General features: G+C 64.0%; 17 protein-coding genes and 1 pseudogene. 9 read left to right on the forward strand and 9 right to left on the reverse strand.

From position 1 onward, the window contains the following. Nucleotides 1-331: 331 nt before the first annotated feature. Nucleotides 332-2446 carry an MASE1 domain-containing protein gene (locus QX041_RS32560; RefSeq protein WP_315751598.1) on the forward strand — a complete coding sequence of 705 codons (2115 nt, stop codon included), beginning with the start codon at nt 332-334 and terminating at the stop codon, nt 2444-2446. Here QX041_RS32560 and QX041_RS32565 read toward each other — a convergent pair. Beyond that, entirely contained in the window at nt 2441-3103 is a 663-nt protein-coding gene (locus QX041_RS32565) for a response regulator transcription factor (protein ID WP_315751597.1), read from the reverse strand. The genes QX041_RS32560 and QX041_RS32565 overlap by 6 nt on opposite strands. Nucleotides 3104-3684: 581 nt before the next feature. Between QX041_RS32565 and opgC the strand changes: the two genes are divergently transcribed. The 3 genes and pseudogenes from opgC to QX041_RS32580 all read left to right on the forward strand — a co-directional run. Continuing rightward, the gene (gene opgC, locus QX041_RS32570; RefSeq protein ID WP_316167929.1) at nt 3685-5058 is read left to right on the forward strand and encodes an OpgC domain-containing protein; all 1374 of its coding nucleotides are present in this window, start codon (nt 3685-3687) and stop codon (nt 5056-5058) included. Nucleotides 5059-5118: 60 nt separating this feature from the next. Beyond that, the gene (locus QX041_RS32575; protein WP_316167931.1) at nt 5119-5340 is read left to right on the forward strand and encodes a hypothetical protein; all 222 of its coding nucleotides are present in this window, start codon (nt 5119-5121) and stop codon (nt 5338-5340) included. Between the two features lie 114 nt (nt 5341-5454). Further along, nucleotides 5455-5586, forward strand: a pseudogene (locus tag QX041_RS32580) (IS3 family transposase); the annotation flags it as partial. A gap of 53 nt (nt 5587-5639) precedes the next feature. On the opposite strand, the gene QX041_RS32585 reads toward QX041_RS32580, so the two are convergent. The 3 genes from QX041_RS32585 to QX041_RS32595 form a co-directional block, all read right to left on the reverse strand. Beyond that, nucleotides 5640-6872 (reverse strand): GGDEF domain-containing protein, encoded by a 1233-nt coding sequence (locus QX041_RS32585; RefSeq protein WP_315712003.1) that lies wholly within the window; start codon nt 6870-6872, stop codon nt 5640-5642. Between the two features lie 112 nt (nt 6873-6984). Further along, a complete protein-coding gene (locus tag QX041_RS32590; protein WP_316167932.1) occupies nt 6985-8493 on the reverse strand; it encodes a class I adenylate-forming enzyme family protein in 1509 nt (502 codons plus the stop codon). A gap of 51 nt (nt 8494-8544) precedes the next feature. After that, nucleotides 8545-10371 (reverse strand): extracellular solute-binding protein, encoded by a 1827-nt coding sequence (locus tag QX041_RS32595; protein WP_315751593.1) that lies wholly within the window; start codon nt 10369-10371, stop codon nt 8545-8547. A 261-nt stretch (nt 10372-10632) separates the two neighbouring features. Between QX041_RS32595 and QX041_RS32600 the strand changes: the two genes are divergently transcribed. Then, nucleotides 10633-11409, forward strand: a complete 777-nt coding sequence (locus QX041_RS32600) for an invasion associated locus B family protein (protein WP_315751592.1) — start codon at nt 10633-10635, stop codon at nt 11407-11409. A 149-nt stretch (nt 11410-11558) separates the two neighbouring features. On the opposite strand, the gene hspQ is transcribed toward QX041_RS32600, so the two are convergent. Next, on the reverse strand, nt 11559-11891 hold the full coding sequence (gene hspQ / locus QX041_RS32605; RefSeq protein ID WP_315711998.1) for a heat shock protein HspQ: 333 nt from the start codon (nt 11889-11891) through the stop codon (nt 11559-11561). Between the two features lie 144 nt (nt 11892-12035). Between hspQ and QX041_RS32610 the strand changes: the two genes are divergently transcribed. Further along, a complete protein-coding gene (locus tag QX041_RS32610) occupies nt 12036-12989 on the forward strand; it encodes an AEC family transporter (RefSeq protein WP_316167933.1) in 954 nt (317 codons plus the stop codon). Nucleotides 12990-12995: 6 nt separating this feature from the next. Here QX041_RS32610 and QX041_RS32615 read toward each other — a convergent pair whose 3' ends face one another. Beyond that, nucleotides 12996-14195: a UbiH/UbiF family hydroxylase gene (locus QX041_RS32615; RefSeq protein WP_316167935.1), complete on the reverse strand. Its 1200-nt coding sequence runs from the start codon at nt 14193-14195 to the stop codon at nt 12996-12998. A gap of 118 nt (nt 14196-14313) precedes the next feature. Here QX041_RS32615 and pcsA point away from each other — a divergent pair, with 118 nt between their 5' ends. The 3 genes from pcsA to QX041_RS32630 all read left to right on the forward strand — a co-directional run bounded on the left by pcsA (nt 14314) and on the right by QX041_RS32630 (nt 16933). After that, nucleotides 14314-15048, forward strand: coding sequence for a phosphatidylcholine synthase (gene pcsA, locus QX041_RS32620; RefSeq protein ID WP_316167936.1), 735 nt, complete (start codon nt 14314-14316; stop codon nt 15046-15048). After that, nucleotides 15045-15773: a TerC family protein gene (locus QX041_RS32625; RefSeq protein WP_315711994.1), complete on the forward strand. Its 729-nt coding sequence runs from the start codon at nt 15045-15047 to the stop codon at nt 15771-15773. Before pcsA ends, QX041_RS32625 begins: the two co-directional genes overlap by 4 nt. A 185-nt stretch (nt 15774-15958) precedes the next feature. After that, a complete protein-coding gene (locus QX041_RS32630) occupies nt 15959-16933 on the forward strand; it encodes a quinone oxidoreductase (protein WP_315751589.1) in 975 nt (324 codons plus the stop codon). Here the strand turns inward: QX041_RS32630 and QX041_RS32635 are convergent. From QX041_RS32635 to QX041_RS32645, 3 genes are all read right to left on the reverse strand, one after another. Continuing rightward, a complete protein-coding gene (locus QX041_RS32635; protein WP_316167939.1) occupies nt 16923-17711 on the reverse strand; it encodes a hypothetical protein in 789 nt (262 codons plus the stop codon). The genes QX041_RS32630 and QX041_RS32635 overlap by 11 nt on opposite strands. 122 nt (nt 17712-17833) lie before the next feature. Then, the gene (locus QX041_RS32640; RefSeq protein ID WP_315711990.1) at nt 17834-18112 is read right to left on the reverse strand and encodes a hypothetical protein; all 279 of its coding nucleotides are present in this window, start codon (nt 18110-18112) and stop codon (nt 17834-17836) included. Nucleotides 18113-18411: 299 nt separating this feature from the next. After that, a complete protein-coding gene (locus QX041_RS32645; RefSeq protein WP_316167941.1) occupies nt 18412-19608 on the reverse strand; it encodes an acetylornithine transaminase in 1197 nt (398 codons plus the stop codon). Between the last annotated feature and the right edge of the window lie 172 nt (nt 19609-19780).

Raw genomic sequence — 19780 nt, forward strand, 5'->3', positions numbered from 1 at the left:
CGTGATCAGAGGCGCAAAACTCTAGTTCTGGGTGGTCCAAAGTTCGGCCTCACTGCAAACCCAACAGGACTCTAAATCCTACCGGATGAAACTTCGGTGGCAGGTCAGTTGCAGAACAGGGCGGGCCTGCGATGCTCGCCGGTATCGGCATCATGCGAGCGCTAGCTAAGTCCGGCTCGAACGCGTGTGCAACCTTGAGATGGTCGCACGAGTCCCTAAAGAGGATTAATGTTTCACAGATTTTTATCAACGAGATCAGTTTCGCAGATCTTCAAGAAGATCAAAGGTCAGTTGTGGGGGGCGATCCAACTGCCTAGTTCAGGCATCGACGATGTCCGATCCACGATCACTATCGCCGGAGATAAATTTCCGCCGAGGCATTAGCTATGCCGGCGGTCTGGTCGCAATTGGACTGATCTATTTCGCCCTGGCAAAAGGTGGCCTTGCTCTCGCCTCTATTCATCCCAGTGCAACGCCAATTTGGCCACCGACAGGTGTCGCGCTGGCGGCGGTGCTGTTGTGGGGATATCGGACTTGGCCCGCAATTTTCACGGCGGCGGTGATCGCCAATGCGACGACCGCCGGCTCGGTTGCCACCGCGATTGCGATTGCGACCGGTAACTCTCTTGAAGCGGTTGTTGGCGCTTACCTAATCAATCGATGGTCGAGCGGATGTAATACGTTTTCGACGCCATATTCTGTCGCGAAGTTTACCTTGATTTGCCTCGTGATCGCGACACCGATCAGCGCCAGCATTGGACTGTCCAGCCTGGCAACCGCCGGGTACATCGAACGGACGAATTTCGCAAACGCCTGGGTCACATGGTGGCTGGGAGATGTGACCGGCGCGCTGGTCATTGCCCCCGTTATCGTGCTTTGGGCATCAAGCCCCTACCATGCTTTCAACCGCAAGGAATTCTTGGAGACGGTCGGCGTCCTCGCAACAGCAGCGGCTGTTGGACTCATTGCTTTCAGCCCCCTGATCGAGCAAACGCCGAGCCGAAATCCACTGGGTTTTCTCGCGATCCTGCCAATGTTGTGGGCGGCGCTGCGCTGCGGTCCACGTGACACCGCAACGGTTGCGCTGGTGCTTGCGGGGATCACGATTTGGGGGACGCTCACGGGCGGCGGCCCCTTCACGACCGTGGATCTCAACGTTTCATTCCTGCTGGTATTGATGTTTTTGATCAGTATTGCCGTTCCAAGCTTGCTACTGAGCGCCGACGTCGAGGTGCGCAAGAAAGCGGAGGAAAGTCTGCGCCACGCGCAGATGGAACTCGAACGGAAGGTCGCTGAGCGTACGCAAGAGCTGGAGCTCGCCAATGCAGCAAAATCGCGCTTTCTTGCCATGGCAAGCCATGATTTGCGGCAGCCATTACATGCACTAGGCCTGTTCGTTGCACAGCTGCGCACGCCGCTCAAATCGGGGGAAAGGACAAAGACGATCGAGCGGATCGATGCAACGCGCAAAGAAATGGATGAAATGTTCAACTCGCTCCTGGATATTTCCAGGCTCGATGCTGGAATCCTTACACCCAAAATTACCGAATTCCCGATCGCGCGCCTGTTGCAAACAATTGAGACTACGTTTGATCAGGCAACGCGAGAAAAAGGCTTGCGTCTACGCGTTCGGCGAAGTGACGCCTGGGTGCGGAGCGACGCCATGCTGCTCGAACGCATACTGCTCAATCTGGTATCCAATGCTGTGCGCTATACGTCACGGGGCGGGATCATCGTCGGATGTCGTCGGCGCGGTGAAATGTTGCGTATCGAAGTATGGGATAGCGGTCCCGGCATTCCTGAGGATCAGAAGCAGAATATCTTTGGCGAGTTTTTTCAACTACCCGGCCCAGAACGGAACCGGTACGGCGGCCTGGGGCTCGGCCTGGCTATTGTCGACAGGCTTCGCGTACTTCTCAACCATCAAGTCGACTTAGCTTCGACTGTGGGCCGAGGTTCGCGATTCTCAATCCTGATTCCGATGGCCGATAAATGCGTCAGGTCCACTGAGCCCGTCGACTCACCTCGCCCCGCAGCGGTCGAAGGTAAGGTAATTCTTGTTATTGCCGATGCTCCAATTGTGCGAGAGGAGACGGGCGGATTGCTTGGCAAATGGGGATACTCCGTCCTTACCGCCGGATCCGACGAAGCTGCGCTCATCCGACTGGCTGAGCGCCAACAACGCCTCGATCTTATAATCTCGGACTATCATCTTGCCAGCGGAAAGACCGGTATCCGAGCAATTGAACAAATTAGTGCGGCGTTTGGCTCGTCAATTCCAGCTATCCTCACCAGCGGCGATACGGCACCCGAACCATTACGTGACGCTAAGGACAGAGGGTACATTTTGCTGCACAAACCTGTCGACCCAATGCGGCTCCGCGCTGTCATGCACGAGTTCTTGAGGGATCAAGGCGATCGGAGAGACACCGGGGCGGCGTTATGAATCAGATTTCGGCGACAAGTCCCAGCCCATTTTTCCTACTTCTATTACTGCCTCGGTGCGACTCGTTACATTGAGTGCCTTGAGAACGACCGTGATGTGGTTCTTCACGGTCGGCACGGCCATATCGAGGGTCTTGGCAATGATCTTGTTGCTTTTTCCCTTCATCAGGAGCGCAAGCACTTCAATCTGCCGATCGGTCAACCCGAGACCCTTGGGAGAGTCCCGCGTCGCTAGCTTATTTGCAGGCCGCGGAGACGTTGGTTCCTCAAGTATCTCCGAGGGAATGTAAATGCCGCCAGAGAACACTAACTTGATGGCGTTGAGCATGACCTCACGTTCGGTAGTTTTCGGGATGAAACCCAGAGCGCCAAGTTTGAAGGCACGCTTGACTGTATCTTGATCATCCGAGGACGAGAGAATGACGATAGCAATGGTCGCATAGCGGTCACGCAGTTCGCGGAGGACAGAGAAGCCATCTCGATCAGGCAAATTGATATCAAGCAAAATGAGGCTGATGTCAGGATGTTCCTCGACTATGTGCACTGCCTCACGGCCGTTCGAAGCTTCAAAAATGACGGAGTCTCGCTTCAGTTGTTTCACGACAGCGTGCAACGCCTCGCGGATTAATGCATGGTCGTCGACAATAAGAACTTTCATAAAAGCTCTCCGTCATCCCATTGCACGGAGATCCAACTCAAAAAACATACACCCACCTTCGGGTCTTTGGCGAGGAAGAAGCTGGCGGAAGACTGGCTCTCGATACCGTCTATCCACCATCATCCTTGGCCCAACCAGCGGTTCGCCGCCGGGCACTCAAGGTAGGAGCCGAATGCCGTTGTGTGGTGTAATTGTAGTCACCGCACGGTAGGAGCGCGAGTACGGACCCCGAAAGTCGTGGGACTCAGAGTCTCCTTCGCCTGTAGGCAAAGGTGATTGATGCCGAGATCTGTACGGTACCTTGATCATAGGACCTAGGAACCTCTCTCTGTGGACCTCCGGCTGATTTACGCGCTCTGCCGTTTGAACGATGATCGTCAAACGGACAGCCTCACGCGCCAGCAGGTTCTACCAAGCGCCGCCAGCCGCCATATGATCGTTATCGTAATAGCTTTGGTGGCCGGGGTCGGCGTGAAGCAAATCTAGATTGCGGCGTTGTCACGATCCGGCAGCGCGGCGGTGACTTTCTGTCAAATTCGGTCCCTCTTGAAGCGTGCTCGTACGCCGGACGGGGCAATCAGATGCATGATCGAACTGCCGACCTGAAGCCATCGGTAGGCGCGTTGCCGGAGCTGAAAGGCTACGGCCGCGATTTGCGCATTGATGCCTGCCGCGGCATCGCGCTCTGGTGCATCTTTCTTGATCATGTCCCCAACAACATCGGGAGCTGGCTGACACTGCGGAACTACGGCTTCAGCGATGCCGCGGAAGTGTTCATGTTCGTGTCGGGCGTAACCTGCGCGTTGGCCTACGGCAAGGCATGGCGCTGCGGGGGCTGGACCGGCGTGATCGGCCGGACGCTGTGGCGAAGCTGGGATATTTATGTCGCATTTCTGCTGCTCACGCTCGCCTGCGCCATCATGGTTCACCTCGCAGGCGGCGGCCATCTTGCCGACGAGAGCAATACGCGCATTCTGTTGGAACAGCCGGGCGTGACGCTCGCGCACGCGGCGATCCTGCAATACTGCCCCGTCAACACCGACGTCTTGCCGCTCTTCGTGCTTTATCACCTTTTGTTCGCGCCGCTGCTGTGGCTGCTGCTGCGAGCGCCGAACGCAACGCTCGGCGCGTCGCTGTTGCTTTACGCACTGGTGCACGTCTTCGGATGGACCATCCCGGCATGGCCGAACGGCCACTGGGCCTTCAATCCGCTGGCTTGGCAGCTGCTGGTCGTGCTTGGCGTGTGGTGGATGATCGAAGACAAGAGAGCCCGGCCATGGGTGACCTCACGCACCGCGCTTGTGGCTGCCGCTCTCTATCTGGTGTTCAGCCTCATCATCGCATTGAGCTGGAGCATCAAACCGCTGGAAGCGCTGGTCCCGCAGGCGCTGCTGACGCTGCTTTACCCGATGGACAAATCTAATCTCGATCCGTTGCGACTGCTGCATTTCTTGGCCCTTGCGGTTTTGGTGGTATGGTTAGTGCCTCGCAATTGGCGAGGGCTGACGACGCCGGTGATGCGCGGCGCCATTCTCTGTGGCCAGAATTCGCTGCCAATCTACTGCCTCGGCGTTCTGCTGACGTTCGCCAGCCGCCTGGCGCTGCTCGGCATCTCGGAGGGGCTGACGATGCAGATCGCGCTCAGTGTTGGTGGCGTCCTGGTGATGATCGTGGCGGCGACGCTGCTGAACTTGATCAAGATCAAGCCGAGGCAGCAGCCGGACGCGAAGCCCGTCGAGCAGACAACCAGGTTTGAGCTGGTCGTCAATCTCAAGACAGCCAAGGCGCTCGGCGTTGACATTCCGTCCACGCCGCCCGCCTCGGGCCGACGAGGTGGCCGAACAAAGATTCTGTTTGCTCCGGCGCGCGAGTCCGGCTGCGGCGCTGATCCAGCGCCAGCAATCGCGCACGCCTTCGGGCCACCAGCGAAAACTGTGGGTCAGGTCGTGAATTAGTTCACAAGGACTGTGGAGCCTGCCCTTTATTCTTCCGGCCATCGTACAGGAGCCAAGGCCATGATTTCCCACAAGGGAGCGGTGCTGATCGCGGCGTGCGTGATGTTTGCCAGCGTAGCGGCATTATTGTCGGTCAACGTGACGTCACCCACTAGCGCCGCGCTCGGCGCTGACTGGCAGTGCAGCCGGCTTGCGCTCGTTATCACGATCTGCACCCATGTGCGTGCACACGAGACCGTTTCAACTGGCGTGCGTAAGCGGACCTGGTACCCGGAATCATAGCTCGGTGATACGGCGGTCTTTGAAGCGGCGTTGCCGGGCCTTTTTCTTGGTCCAGACGAAGGGCTCAGATCTGACGTTATATACTTTGTTGTAGTGACCTGCCCCTAGGAGTTTGCGGCCTATGCGGCCAATCTCACCGCAACGGGCGATCGGATGCGCAACCCCCACCAGCTCCGCCAATCGCCCGTTGCTGCACCCACGCCACTCGGCGTAAAACCCAACAGGACTCTAAATGCTACTGGATGAAACTTCGGTGGCAGGTCACTCGCAATGACGCCCGTGACGCAGGCAACATCGTTCTATGAAGCCGCGCGTTGCGCCTCGCCGTAGACGCGGGCCAGCAAGGTGCGCGCGGTGTCGCCCGGCTGCAGCGCGGCGACGGTGACCGAAGGCTCTGTGCGCGTGTCGCGTTTGCCGTGCGAGGTGTGGCGCATCACGCTGGAGAGGCGGCGGGCGATGGCGTGGGCCGAGCGCAGATCCGTCTCGGCAAACACGACGACGACGGAGCCGTTGTCCTCGTGGGTGCCGAAATCCATCCGCCGCATCAGGCGGCTGATGATGCGGGCGCCGTCATACTGGGCGCGCGGATTGACCGGATCGAAGGCGAAGCGGGCCACCGCCAGGCTGCCGCCGCTCTTCTGGGTCTGGCTGACGGCGGTGGCAAAGTCGCGCGCAAAGGCGTTCCGGGTGAGCAGGCCGGTCTGCGGGTCGAGCATGCCGCCGGCTTCGATGGCGCGCAGCGTGCGGTTGAGGCGGGCTTCGAAGGCGTGCTGGCGGATCAAGGGCAGCGCGCTGGCCGCGATGTGCGCGGGAGCGCCGGCGATGATCTCGAGATTGGCGAGTTCCTGCAGCGGCGCCGGCTGGTTGGCAGTGACGACGACGGCAAGGTTGCGGAAGCGGGTGTCCTCGGCGAGCACCGCGAGGAACGCATCGACCACGCGCGGCGAAAACCCTTCGCCGAGCACGATGCCGTCGATGTCGCGGCTCGACAGATGTTTGGCGGCGGCTTCGATGCTCAGCGCGCCGACGACCGCCATGCGTTCGCCGAGCGCGACCGACAGGCCGGGCAGGGAGCTGCCGCGGCCGAGCAGCAGCACGGTCGCGTCATCGAGCGGATCTGTTTCCGGCAATGTGGCGTCGGGTGCTTTCTTCTCATCGAGACGGCGTAGCACGGTGGTGTGCAGCGTGCGGACGCGCAACGCCGCGCGCAGCCGCGCCAGCAGCCGCTCGTGATTGTCGCTGCCATGCAAGGGAATGGCGTGGTCGGGCAGGACAGCGCCACCGGGTGCGATGGCGATCAGCGGCACGTACGGCTTGCGCGCGCCGACATGACGCGAGAACGCCGCAAGCTCGGTTGCATCAGCATCCTCGACGACGGCAACGACCGCCGCCGGCTGAACCTTGGACATCATGCTGATCGCATCAGCCCAGCGCGTCTCGACGGAGGGGAGAATTTGCGCCACCGCGAGGGCCGCACTCAGCGAAGGCCGCGTGGACGAGGAGACGATGAGAAGCGGGCCTTGTGGGGACATCCAGGGAACTCAGGATACGCTGACGTTACATCGCGATCCTAGGTCCCTCCCGTTAACGCAGCGTCAACACTGTTCCAAACATGACGGTTCCGTAGCTGTCCGGACGGCAGGATCAGCCGCCCGAGCCGGCGCGGTCGCGGAAGGCCTCGACCATCAGCGGATTGAGTCCCAGCTCGGCGAGCGCTTCCCGCGCGCGCGCATTGTCCATCGCGCGGCCCGCGAGGCGGTGACCGCTGAGACGGTCGGGCAGAGCGGTGAGCAGCGCGCCCTGGCCCAGCCGCCTCGACCATTCGTGCAGATCCTGGGCGAGGAAGCGGTAGCCGCCAACGGCCATCACGCCGGCCGGCGGCGCCGTGATCGAGATCGTGTCCTGGGCGCGGTCGAGGCGCACGGCGTATTCGGTGTCGACGTAGTCGCGCGGCGCTGCCGGCATCAGCGAGTCGCTCGGCGGTTGCGGCGGCGCGTAGGCGGCCAACACGACCATGGGCCCACGCAGTCCGAGCGTGCCCTTCGGCGTCACCAGGATCTCGCCGGCGATCGACGAGCCCGGCTGTTCGCGCGGCGCGCCCTGGCGGCCCGGCTTGACCGGCCCGGGACTGCCATCGGCCGCGGTGCGGCGCACGGCGAACAGTCCGGCTTCACCGAACAGATAGACGTCGGTCATCTCGATGTCGCGCGTTCTCCACGATGCGCTCGACGCCACCTGCTCGGGCGCGCGCCACAGGCCGAGCACATAGCGCAGGTTCGGCAGCCGCGCGGCCAGATTGCCCTCGTCGAGACGCAAGGCGAGTTGAGCCGGGGCGACCAGCGTATCGCAGGCCAGCTCCGCGAGCTGCTGTTCCAGCGCGTCGGCGTCGAACGGGTGGTGCAGCGCAAGGGTGCCGCCGGACAACAGCCAGGTCACGACCGAGGCGGCGAGGCCGGCGAATGACGACGGCAGGAAGGCCGACATCATGTTCACGCCCTGCGGCAGATCGCTCTCGAGCGAGACGGCGAGCCCACCGGCGATCAGGCTCAAATGGGTGCGCGGCACGGCGCGGAAGCCGTCGGCGGTCACGTCGAAGGAGACGATCGCGGCCTTGCGGCCGTCCGGCATGAGCCCGCGCGTCGAGCGCGAGGGTTTTGCGATCGACTGGTCCAGCGAATACATCCCCTCGGGCAGATCGGAGCCGAAGCCGCAGACGTGGCGGATCGAGAACGCCTCCGCCGCCGCATTCATCGCGAGATCGGAGTGAATCACGCCGTCGATCTTCGACATCGTGACGATGGCGCGCGCGCTGGTGCGGTTCAGCGCCGCCACGAGCTCCGACTGACGCCACAGCAGCGGGAATACGGCGACCACGAGGCCGGCGCGATGCGCGGCCAGCACCGTCAGCACGAACTCGATCGTGTTGGGCAGTTGGACCGCGATCACCGAATGAGCCGGCAGGCCGGCGTCGACGAAGTGCGCGGCCAGCGCCGAGATCACGCGATCGGCTTCGGCATAGGTCAGGCGCATCGGCGGTCGCCCGGTGACGCGCTGCTTGTTGATCGGATCGACCAGCGCAACCGCATCCGGCTTGCGCGCCAGGATGCGTTGAAACAACGCGTCGAGCGTCGGCGACGTATTGGCCTGATTCACCTGTTGCCCCGTACTTTCACGGACCCGGCCACGACCAATTGCCCCGATTGGTCACTTCCGTGCCGGCTCCGGCCGCTGCCACCAGCTCTCCGGGAGCGCTCCCGTCAAAGCTGTCCTCTCTGGCCGTTCTATACGATTCCACCGCGCGATCCATTCCTCGGCGGCATTGAGCACTGGAATAGCGTAGAACCCCGCCATCAGGGTACGGTCCAATGCGCGAACCGTCGAGATAAATTCCGGCCTGTCGCGGGCGCGCAACAGCGCCGCGATCATGGCGTCGATCGCCGGGTCCTTGGCGCCCATGTAGTTGCGGGTTCCGGTGCGGTCGGCGGCCTCGCTGCCCCAATAGAACGCCTGCTCGTTGCCGGGAGACAGCGACTGGTCCCAGCGGTTCTGGATCATGTCGAACTCGAAGCTCAGGCGGCGCTGGTCGAACTGCACGGGATCGACGACCCTGACGGACGCATTGATGCCGGCCCGCTTGAGACTGCCGGCGTAAGCCAGCGCAATACGCTCCTGGTCGCGCGTCGTGACCAGGATCTCGAAGGCGAGGGGGGCCCGCGTCGTCCGATACCGCAAGACCGTCCCGTCGAAGCCATAGCCGGCCTCGCCAAGCAGATCGAGCGCCGCCTTCAGCGTTGCGCGGTCGCGGCCGGACCCGTCGGTGATCGGCAGGCGGTAGCTGCCGTCCATGATATCGGGGGGGATCTGCGCGGCGTACGGCTTCAACAGATCGAGCTCGGCCGCATCGGCTGGACGTCCATAGGCCGAAAGCTCGGATCCGGCGAAATAGCCACCGCTGCGGCGGTACAGCCCGAAGAAGTAGTTGCGGTTGATCCATTCGAAATCGAACAGCAGCGTCAGCGCACGGCGCACCTTCACGTCGGCGAACACCGGCCGCCGCGTGTTGAACACCAGGAACTGCGAGGGCTGCGGCATCCCCGAGGTGAAGCTGTCGCGGATGACCTCGCCATTGCGCGCGGCCGGGAAGTCGTAGCCGTCGTGCCAGCGCAGCGGTTCGGTCTCGACGCGGAAGTCGTACAGCCCGCGCTTGAAGGCTTCGAACTGTCCATTGGACTCGCGGTAGTAATCGAGCCGGACCTCGTCGAAGTTCCACAATCCGCGGTTGACCGGCAGGTCGCGTCCCCAATAGTCCGGATTGCGGGTGAGGGTGACACTGGATCCCGGCTGCACCGCGGTGACACGATACGGGCCCGACCCGAGCGGCGCGGTCATCGTCGTGTCCTCGAAGCTCGCCAGGTCGGTCGCGTGCTTCGCCAGAATCGGCATCAGGCCGAGGATCAGCGGCAACTCGCGGTCTTCGGCGCCGCCGAAATCGAACCGGATGGTCAGCGGATCAAGCACGTCGACCCTGGCGACCTTGCCGTAGTATTGCCGGTGGTTGGGGCGGCCGTGATCACGCAGCAGCGCAAAGGAGAACGCCACGTCCTCGGCGCGCACCCGGCTGCCGTCGGCGAAGCGGGCGCGCGGGTCGAGCCGGAAGGTGACATAGGTCCTGTTCTCGTCGGTCTCGACGGTTTTCGCCAGCAGGCCATACAGCGTGAACGGCTCGTCATTGCCGCGGGTGAGCAGGCTCTCGACCACATAGCTGCGGATTTGCTGCACTGCGATACCGCGGACGATGAACGGGTTCAGGCTATCGAAGGTGCCGAGCAGTCCCCAGACCAGACGACCGCCCTTGGGCGCGTCGGGATTCGCGTACGCCATGTGGTCGAAGTCGGCGGGCAAGGCCGGGTGACCATGCATGGCGATCGCCGCAGTTTCTGCCGCTTTCGCCATGGGAGTGTAGACCTCGGGCAACAATGCCAGGGTGACGGCGACACATCGCACGGCCGCGCTGAACATGCGCTGCAGCATCAGGATCGGGGCGCAAGCATTTGATTCGGAACAGGTCACAAGGGGCTTTTACCACACGCTCGCCAGCGCTAGACCGCGGCTTCGACATGGTCTCGCGGCATTGATTCTTCCGCGCACCGCGTTAAGAAGGCGGGCGATTGAGTTACGGCGGTAACGCCTGTCACTCAACCGCCTCATTTCCTGAGGAGACAGCCGCTTCAACGGCTTGGTGTGGCGCCTATGGCGGTCTCGGGCGCTGCCGTTCAGAAAGGGTTTTCCGCAATGAATTTCCGTGACTTGGCCTCGTCGGTTGGGCCGCGTGGGCGGCTTGTCGCGCTGCTCGCGGTCACCGCGCTGGCCGTTTCCTTCGCTCCTTCGGTTGCGCAGGCTCAAGCGCCGAAGGCGAAGGCTCCGGCTGCCGCTCCCAAGGCTCCCGCTCCGGCCGCCCAGGCCCCTGCCACTCCTCCCGCCGGCGGCCAGCCTCAGGCCCAGGCTCAGCAGGAGATGCCGCAGCTGATCTATGCGCCGTGGACCAAGTTCTGCCTGAAGGGGCAGGATGCCAACGCCAAGCAGGTCTGCTTCATCGGCAAGGACGGCCGCATCGAATCCGGTCAGCCTGTGGTTGCAGCGGTCATCATCGAGCCCGAAGGCGAGCCGAAGAAGATCCTGCGTGTGACCCTGCCGCTCGGCATGCAGTTGCAGCCCGGCACCCGCATCGTCATCGACAACAACCAGTTCATGGAAGGCAAATACGTCATCTGCTTCCAGAACGGCTGCATGTCGGACTACGAAGCAACGCCCGAATTCGTGAACAGCCTCAAGAAGGGCCAGACCCTCTACGTCCAGGCGATCAACTCGAACGGCACCGCGCTGACGCTGCCGCTGCCGCTGCAGGAAGGCAACAGCAGCTTCGCCAAGGCCTATGATGGTCCGCCGACCGACCCGAAGCAGTTCGAAGAAACCCAGAAGAAGCTGCAGGAAGAGCTGCAGAAGCGCGCCGAGGAGCAGCGCAAGAAGCTCGAGCAGACCCAGCCGGGCCAGCCGCAGGCGAAGCAGTAACGCCGGTCGGGTCCATTCCGCAAAATCAAGGGCGCTCCATTCGGAGCGCCTTTTTCGTTCTGCGGACGGATGTGAGGGGAACTTGCGCGCCGGGACCAAAGATCAAGCCTGCGCCGGCGGCGCTGGGTTGAAACCCTCCGGTCGACAGGTCAGTTCATCAGCGGATTGCGCGGACGATAGCCGCCCGACTTGTCCTTGATGAAGATCTCCGCAACCTGGGAATGGCGGATCGGCTCGCCGGACTCGTCGGGAACCAGGTTCTGCTCGGAGACATAGGCGACGTATTCGGATTCCGCGTTCTCGGCCAGCAGGTGATAGAATGGCTGGTCCTTGTGCGGACGGACCTCCTCGGGAATCGACAACCACCATTCCTCGGTGTTGTTGAACTCCGGATCGATGTCGAAAATCACGCCCCGGAACGAGAACACCCGATGCCGGACGATCTGGCCGATCTGAAACTTGGCAGTTCGCGCTTTGATCATCCCAGTCGAATAGACCAGGATGGGGAGCGATGCTAGTGCCCCGCGGGCGGATTTGATCTAGACCGATCCGATTCGCGTCAAGCCGCGACGCCCCCGCATTCCAGGCCCTTCCCAGGCCCCCTCAGGGGGTCATCTTCCGAGCCCATGTTCGACATTCTCAATCTGGCCCTGCCTTATTTCGGCGTCGTTTTCATAGGCTTCGCCTGCGGTAAGTGGAGGAGGCTGCCCGAAGCCGGGCTCGCCTGGATGAACTTCTTCCTGCTCTACGTCTCGCTGCCCGCTTTGATGTTCAACCTCATCGCGCGCACGCCGTTCACGGAGCTGAGCAACCCTCCCTTCCTGGTTGCAACGACGCTCGCTACCATGCTCACCTTCGCCCTGGCGCTCGTGCTCGGCAAGGCCATCGGGCGGCTGTCGCTACGCGAGGCGACCATGGCCGGGCTCGCGGGCGGCTACGGCAACATCGGCTATATGGGGCCTGGGCTGGCGCTGGCCGTGCTCGGGACCAAGGCGGCGGCGCCGACCGCGCTGATCTTCTGCTGCGACAGCATCTTCCTGTTCTCGATCGTGCCGCTGCTCGTCGAGCTGACCGAGCGCGACCACGCCTCGGTGGTGCATGCGCTGCGCACGGTGCTGCGCCAGATCCTGCAGAACCCGCTGATCATGGCGACGGCAGCCGGCATCCTGGCGGCGGCGTTTCAGCTGCATCCGCCGACCGTGCTCGACCGCACCCTGCAGTTCCTGCAGAACGCCGCCGCGCCGACGGCGCTGTTCGCGCTCGGCGTGACCGTGGCGCTGCGCCCGTTCGAGCGGCTGCCCTGGGAGGTGCCGGTCCTGACCGTGGTGAAGCTCGTCGTCCATCCGCTGCTGTCGTTCGGGCTGATGCTGCTGTTCGGGCCGTTCGCGCAGCCTTGGGCGGCGACCGCGGTGCTGATGGCGGCGCTGCCGCCGGCGCTCAATGTGTTCGTGATCGCGCGCCAGAATGACAGCTGGATCGAGCCGGCCTCATCGGCGGTGCTGATCGGCACCTTCGCCTCGGTGATCACCCTGACCAGCGTGATGTGGCTGATCCAGACTGGCCGGCTGGTGTTTCCCTGACGGTGCTCAACCGGCCCTGCGCGAGGCTCTCCATGACGGCGCCAGGCCCTCGCGCATCGCGAGCCGCCGCAGCGGACCGATGCCGCTCATCAGGTGCATGCCGACGGCGCGCAGCGACTGCATCGGCAGGAGATCGCTGAGCAGCGAGCGGTTGGCGACATCGATGGCGAAGGTGCGGCTCAGGATGTCGGCGCGGCGCGCGGCACCGTAGCGCGCGAGCACCTGCGGGGCACCGATATCCTCGCCGGCCGCATTGGCCTTGCGCACGACATCGGCGATGTCGATGCCGTCGCGCAGGCCGAGGTTCAGTCCCTGCGCACCGATCGGCGGCACCACATGCGCGGCCTCGCCGACCAGGGCGATGCGGTTTTGCGCGTAGCGCAGGGGCCGCTCGATCGCGAGCGGAAACACATGGCGGCCCGGCTCGACGCGAACGCGTCCGAAGATCGAATGCGACTGCCGCTCGGCGGCGTCGGACAGGGCGTCGTCGTCGAGCGCGAACAGCCGGTCGGCCTCCTTCGGGGCTGCGACCCAGACGACGCTGGAGCGGTCGCCCGGCAGCGGCACGAACACGCAGGGTCCCTGCGGCGTGTGGAATTCCGTCGACACGTTGTGATGCGGCCGCGCATGGGTGATGTTGAAGGTCAGCGCAGACTGCTGCAGCGTGCGCCGGCTCACGCCGATGCCGGCGGCCTCGCGGCACAGCGAATGCCGGCCATCGGCGCCGACCACGAGCCGCGCCGTCAGCACGCGGCCCGATGCGCTGGTGACGGTCGCCGCATCGGCATCGCTGCGCACGCTTTCCGCATCCTCGGCGATCCGCACCAGGCCGTCGATTTCGCTGGCGCGTTGTTCCAGCGCCTCGACCAGGATGGCATTGGCGATGTTGTAGCCGAACACGTCGAGACCGATCTCGTCGGCGACGAAGCGCACCTCCGGGGCTCGGAACAGCCGGCCGGTATCGTCGACCAGCCGCATCGCCTTCAGGCCGGCGGCGCGGTCACGACACGATGACCAGACGCCGATCTCGTCGAGGAAATCGACCGAGCCGCCGAGCAGGGCGGTGGTGCGGTTGTCGGCATATGGAGCCTTGCGGGCCACGAGCGCCGTCCGCGCCCCGGTCTGCGACAATGCAATCGCGGCGGCGAGCCCGGCGGGTCCGCCGCCGACGACGATGACATCAAAGCTGGCGTCTGTGTTGCTCATCCGGGAACATTTGACGTTCCTGCAGGGCTTTTTCAAGGGTATTGCGTGAGCCTGCGCGGCGCATGGCCGCAACGGCGGATATGCAATTGGCTCCGATTCCTGATAGCACTGGCGCCGCATGGATCAGTTGAGACCAGAGAGCAGGGTGGCCGCAACGCCCGCGCATCGTGCCGCGGCGTTCTCGGTGCACGTCTTCACCGCGCTCGGTGCGGGCGTCGCGCTGCTCGCGATGCTCGAGGCCGTGCGCGAGCATTGGACTGCGATGTTCTGGTGGCTCGGCGTCGCGCTCATCATCGACGGCGTCGACGGGCCGCTGGCGCGCCGGCTCGACGTCGTCCATGTGCAGCCGGACTGGTCGGGCGACGTGCTCGATCTCGTGGTGGATTTCACGACCTATGTGTTCGTGCCGGCCTACGCCATCACCGCCAGCGGGATGCTGCTGCCGCTCGCGGCGCCGGTCATCGGCGTCGGCATCGCCGTCACCGGCGCACTGTATTTCGCCGATCGCCGCATGAAGAGCGACGACAATCATTTTCGCGGGTTTCCGGGACTCTGGAACATCGCGGCATTCTACCTGTTCCTGCTGCATCCCTCGCCATCGTTGGCGACCTTGGGTCTCGCGGTCCTGATCGCGCTGACCTTCGTCCCGTTCCATGTCATCCACCCGGTGCGCGTCGAGCGGCTGCGCTGGCTGACGCTGCCGCTGGTCGCGCTCTGGGGCGTCCTGGTCATCGACGTGCTGGGAAACAACTTCGCCGTGGGCCCGATCGTAACGACGCTGTTGTGCGCGATCGCCCTCTACATCGTCGCGAGCGACTCCGCGATCCGCCTGTTGAGATCCTTGAAAGCATGATCGACCTTCTGACCAGTCCCGAAGCGTGGGCCGCGCTGCTCACCCTGACCGCACTCGAGATCGTTCTCGGCATCGACAACGTCATCTTCCTGTCGGTGATCACCTCGCGCATCCCGCAGCCGCAGGCGACACGCGCCCGCCAGATCGGGCTGGCGTTGGCCTTGATCTTCCGCATCCTGCTGCTCAGCGTGCTGGTCTGGCTGATCGGGCTGACGCAGCCGGTGTTCACGATCGGTGGCCTCGGCTTCTCCTGGCGCGACATCATCCTGATCGCCGGCGGCCTGTTCCTGATCGCCAAGGCCACGCACGAGATCCATGCCGAGGTCGAGGCGCGTGAGGGGGAGGAGGGGGCGCAGGGCGGCGGCGCCAACAAGTTCTTCTGGGTGATCCTGCAGATCATCGTCATCGATCTCGTGTTCTCGCTGGACTCGATCATCACCGCGATCGGCATGGCCCAGGATCTCGAGATCATGATCGCCGCCGTCATCATCGCTGTCGTCATCATGTACGTGTCCTCGGGACCCGTAGCGCGTTTCGTGGCGAACCATCCGACCACCAAGATGCTGGCGCTCGCCTTCCTGGTGCTGATCGGCGTCGCGCTGGTCGCCGACGGCTTCGAGTTCCACATCCCGCGCGGCTACATCTACTTCGCGATCGTCTTTGCGCTGGCAGTCGAAGCCTTCAACGTGATGGCCTCGCGCAACCGCAGGAAGCGCAACGCCTGACAGGCGCCGAGTTGACAAGGCCGTCGTGATCGCCTTCGCTTTTGCCGCCGGCAGCGCCCGATGCGCGGCCGGAGGTCGGCTCCTTCAACGGAGCCGGATGTCCGATGAGAATCAGGTAAGTGTCGAAGGTTCTTTCGCCGGCTTCCCGGACGCGGCGATGGAGAGTCCGAAGGGGAGATGGCGGGATGGTCAAGGCGGTGCGCGTGCACAAGGTGGGAGGCCCCGAAGCGCTCGTCTATGAGCCGGTTGATCTCGTCGCGCCCGGCCCCGGCGAGGTCCGCATCCGCCAGCACGCGATCGGCCTCAACTTCATCGACGTGTACTATCGCACCGGACTGTACAAGGCGCCCGGCCTGCCGTTCATCGCCGGCAACGAGGCGGCAGGCGAGGTGATCGCCGTGGGGCCGGGCGTCACGCATTTCCATCCCGGCGACCGCGTCGCGTATTATGAGAACCTCGGCGGCTATGCCACCGAGCGCAACATCGGCTGGCAGCGGCTGGTCAAGCTGCCCGACCACATCACCTATGAGCAGGGCGCGGTGCTGATGCTCAAGGGGCTGACGGTCTGGTACCTGCTGCACAAGACCTTCAAGGTCGAGCCGCACCATCGCGTCCTGATCCACGCCGCCGCGGGCGGCATCGGCCTGCTGGCCTGCCAGTGGGCGCGCGCGCTCGGCGCGCACGTCATCGGCACCGTCGGCTCCACAGCGAAGGCGGATCTGGCGCTGGCCAATGGCTGCGACCACGTCATCCTCTACAACGAGGAGGACTTCGTCGCGCGGGTCAAGCAGATCAGCCGCGGCGAATTGTGCGACGTGGTCTATGACGGCGTCGGCAAGTCGACCTTCCCCGGCTCCTTGTCCTGCCTGAAGCCGCGCGGTTTGTTCGTTAGCTTCGGCAATGCCTCGGGTCCGGTGCCGCCATTCTCGATCGCCGAGCTCAACAGTCACGGCTCTCTATTCGCGACCCGGCCGAAGCTCAACGACTACATCGGCAAACGGTCCGAGCTGCTGGAGGGCGCCGACACGCTGTTCTCGGCGGTGATCAGCGGCAAGCTGCACGTGCAGATCAATCACGCCTATGCGCTGAAGGATGCGGGCCGGGCGCACGCCGATCTCGAAAGCCGCGTCACGACCGGGGCCTCGATCCTCAAGCCATAGGAGATTGGCGACCTGGCTCTGCCTCTGGAACCTCGTCCCGGATCGAAGCGTCACCCGCCGCCGAGCTCCAGAGCACCGCGTCCGTCTGCGCTGCCGTCGTCGACGCCTCGATCCGCGCCGGCGCGAGGCTGTCCTGTCCGTCGCGCCAGGCGCGCTCGCGCTCGGGGGCGTCGAGCGCCAGAACGAGACCCTGGTTGAGCTCATAGAGGCCAGAGGCGAGCCCCGCAGCACCGAGCGCGTCCCTGAGCGAATCCTGCACCAGGGCGCGCAGCGCGACGTGTGGCGCCGAGACCGGCACGTCCACCTCGCGGCCGGCCATGGCCTGCGCGCAGGCGCGCCGGTCGAACGAGGCATGGCCGCGGCAGGCGAGCGGACGCGCGGGATGGATGATGCAGCCGCCGCGCACGACGAATGGGCAAGGCTGGCGCAGCTTCATTCGCTCGGTCTCGCTCAGGCCACGCGTCGCGCGGTTGGCGAGCTTGATCCGGCGTGACAGCGAGCCGAGCGCGGTTGCCGGCATGCGCTGATCGATCTGCCGGGCGTAGCGCGCGAGCAGGAAGATCTCCGGTGCCGTCGCGGTCACGCGCAGCGCGCAACAGGAGGGGCAGCCCTTGGCGCAGGCGAGGGTGGGCAGATGCGCCGTCTGGGCATCGATGTTGGCTTCGAACAGATCGAAGGCGCGGTCGGCGAGCATGTCTGCCAGGTTCTGCGAGGCCAACCCGGACGCCAGCAGCGCGTTGAAGACCCGTCGCAGTTCGTTGAAAGCCGCTTCGCTCAATGTTGTCCTCCGACGCGCGCACGGACCAAAACGCCAGCGACCGCGGCGCACCCGGCGCACCGCGGTCGACAGGGATGAGGCAGAGAGGACGCTCGCGGCCTCATCCGGAGAGAGAGCCGACGTCAGGCAGCAACGCCCTTCAGGATCGCCTCGAAACAGGGGCGGGGGATGCGGAAGAAGCCGCGGCCGCCGGCGAAGGTCTGATAATGCGGACGCGCCATGTCGAGCAGGCGCTCATACCATTCATTGGCGGTCAGGCTGGCGGGCTTCTCGCCGATCGAGTTGATGTCCGAGTTCGGGAAGAAGCGAACGTGGATCAGCACCTCTTCGGTCGCGGCCAGGGCGATTTGGCTGCCGCTGTCTTCGACCGGCAACGCCCGAGCCAGATTGTCTCTCGCCATTCTTGCATCTCCTCTATCGTGCCGACCTCGTTGTCGGCGGATGATCATCAGCTTGGTCCCGGCAAGCCTCTTTCCTCCGAGCTGATCACATCCCGTACAACGCTATATCAGTAGAGATATAACGTAAGTCATCGGATCGCAGGTGTTTGGCGCGATCAGGATCGTTGTTCAGAGGGACGGCTGTCCTTGATCCAGGTCAAATGGCGGCGAGCCCGACCTCGATGTTTGTGCCTCATCTGTAGGCAGCGGGACGCAGGCTTCGCGTATGGCACGGAGCCTGCGTCCCGAACGGCATTCGATCAGGCGACGCAGCGCGCGGCGCCGACCTTGGTCAGGATTCCGTCCAGCGTGTCGATCATCGCCGCGATGTCATCGCGCGTCACATTGAGGGCCGGCATGAAGCGCAGCGCATCCGGACGCGGCGCGTTCAGCAGCAGGCCGAGCTCGAAGGCATGCGCGACGATCGCCGGCGCGATCGGCCTGATCACGTCGAGCGCAAGCAACAGACCACGGCCGCGCACTTCGCCCAGGCCGTGCCTTGCCGAGATGCGCTGCAACTCGCTCTCCAGATAGATCCCGTTGTCCGTGACAGCCTTCAGAAACTCCGGCTTCTCGATGACGTCGAGCACGGCGAGTCCCGCCGCACACATCAGCGGATTGCCGTTGAAGGTACCGCCCTGATCGCCATGCTCGAAGCAAGACGCCGCTTCGGTCGCCAGCAGGGCGGCGAGCGGAACGCCGCCGCCGATGCCCTTGCCCAAGGTCATGATGTCCGGGAGGACGTCGGCGTGCTCATAGCCGAACAGCTTTCCGGTGCGGCCCATGCCGGTCTGGATCTCGTCGACGATCAGCAGCAGCCCGTGCCTGGTGGTCAGCGCCCGCAACTGCTGCAGGAGACTGTCCGTCGCGGGCCACACGCCGGCCTCGCCCTGGATCGGCTCGAGCATGATCGCCACCGTCTTGTCGGAGATCAGGGCCTCGACCGAGGCGATGTCGTTCAGGCGTGCCTTTGGAAAGCCCGGGACCTTGGGCTCGAACAGCGGCTCGAACGCCTTCTTGCCAGAAGCCGACATCGTCGCCAGCGTGCGGCCGTGGAAGCCGCCCTCGAAGGTGATGATCTCATACGCGCCGTTCTTGCGCAGAGCGCCGTATTTGCGCGCGAGCTTGATGGCGCCTTCATTGGCTTCGGCGCCCGAATTGGTGAAGAACACCTGGTCGAAGCACGAGCGGTCGACGAGTGCCTTGGCGAACTGCAGGCTGGTGTCGTTGAAATACGCTGGGCTCGGCGTGATCAGGCGCGCCGCCTGGCTGGCGAGCGCGCTGGCCAGCTCCGGCGGCGCATGGCCGAGCGAGTTCACGGCCCAGCCCTGGATGAAGTCCAGATAGCGCTTGCCGTCGTCGTCCCATAGCCAGGAGCCCTTGCCCTGAACGAAGACGGTGCGCGGACGCGCCGTGATCTCCATCAGAGCGTCGTAGGGATGGGAGGCGGTCAGCATGTGCAATCTCCTGTGCTCAGGGGGGAAACGGTGGGCCAAAAAGCGAGAAGGCCGCTCCTTTGCGGGAGCGGCCTTCTCGAAAACCTGGAGCTGATGAGCTAGCTGATCAGCAACGTCTTCGGACATGGCGCGCCCCGGCATCGTCACGGCGGTGACGACGGCAAACGGCGGC

This window comes from Bradyrhizobium sp. SZCCHNRI2009, assembly GCF_032485115.1.
GTDB lineage: Bacteria > Pseudomonadota > Alphaproteobacteria > Rhizobiales > Xanthobacteraceae > Bradyrhizobium.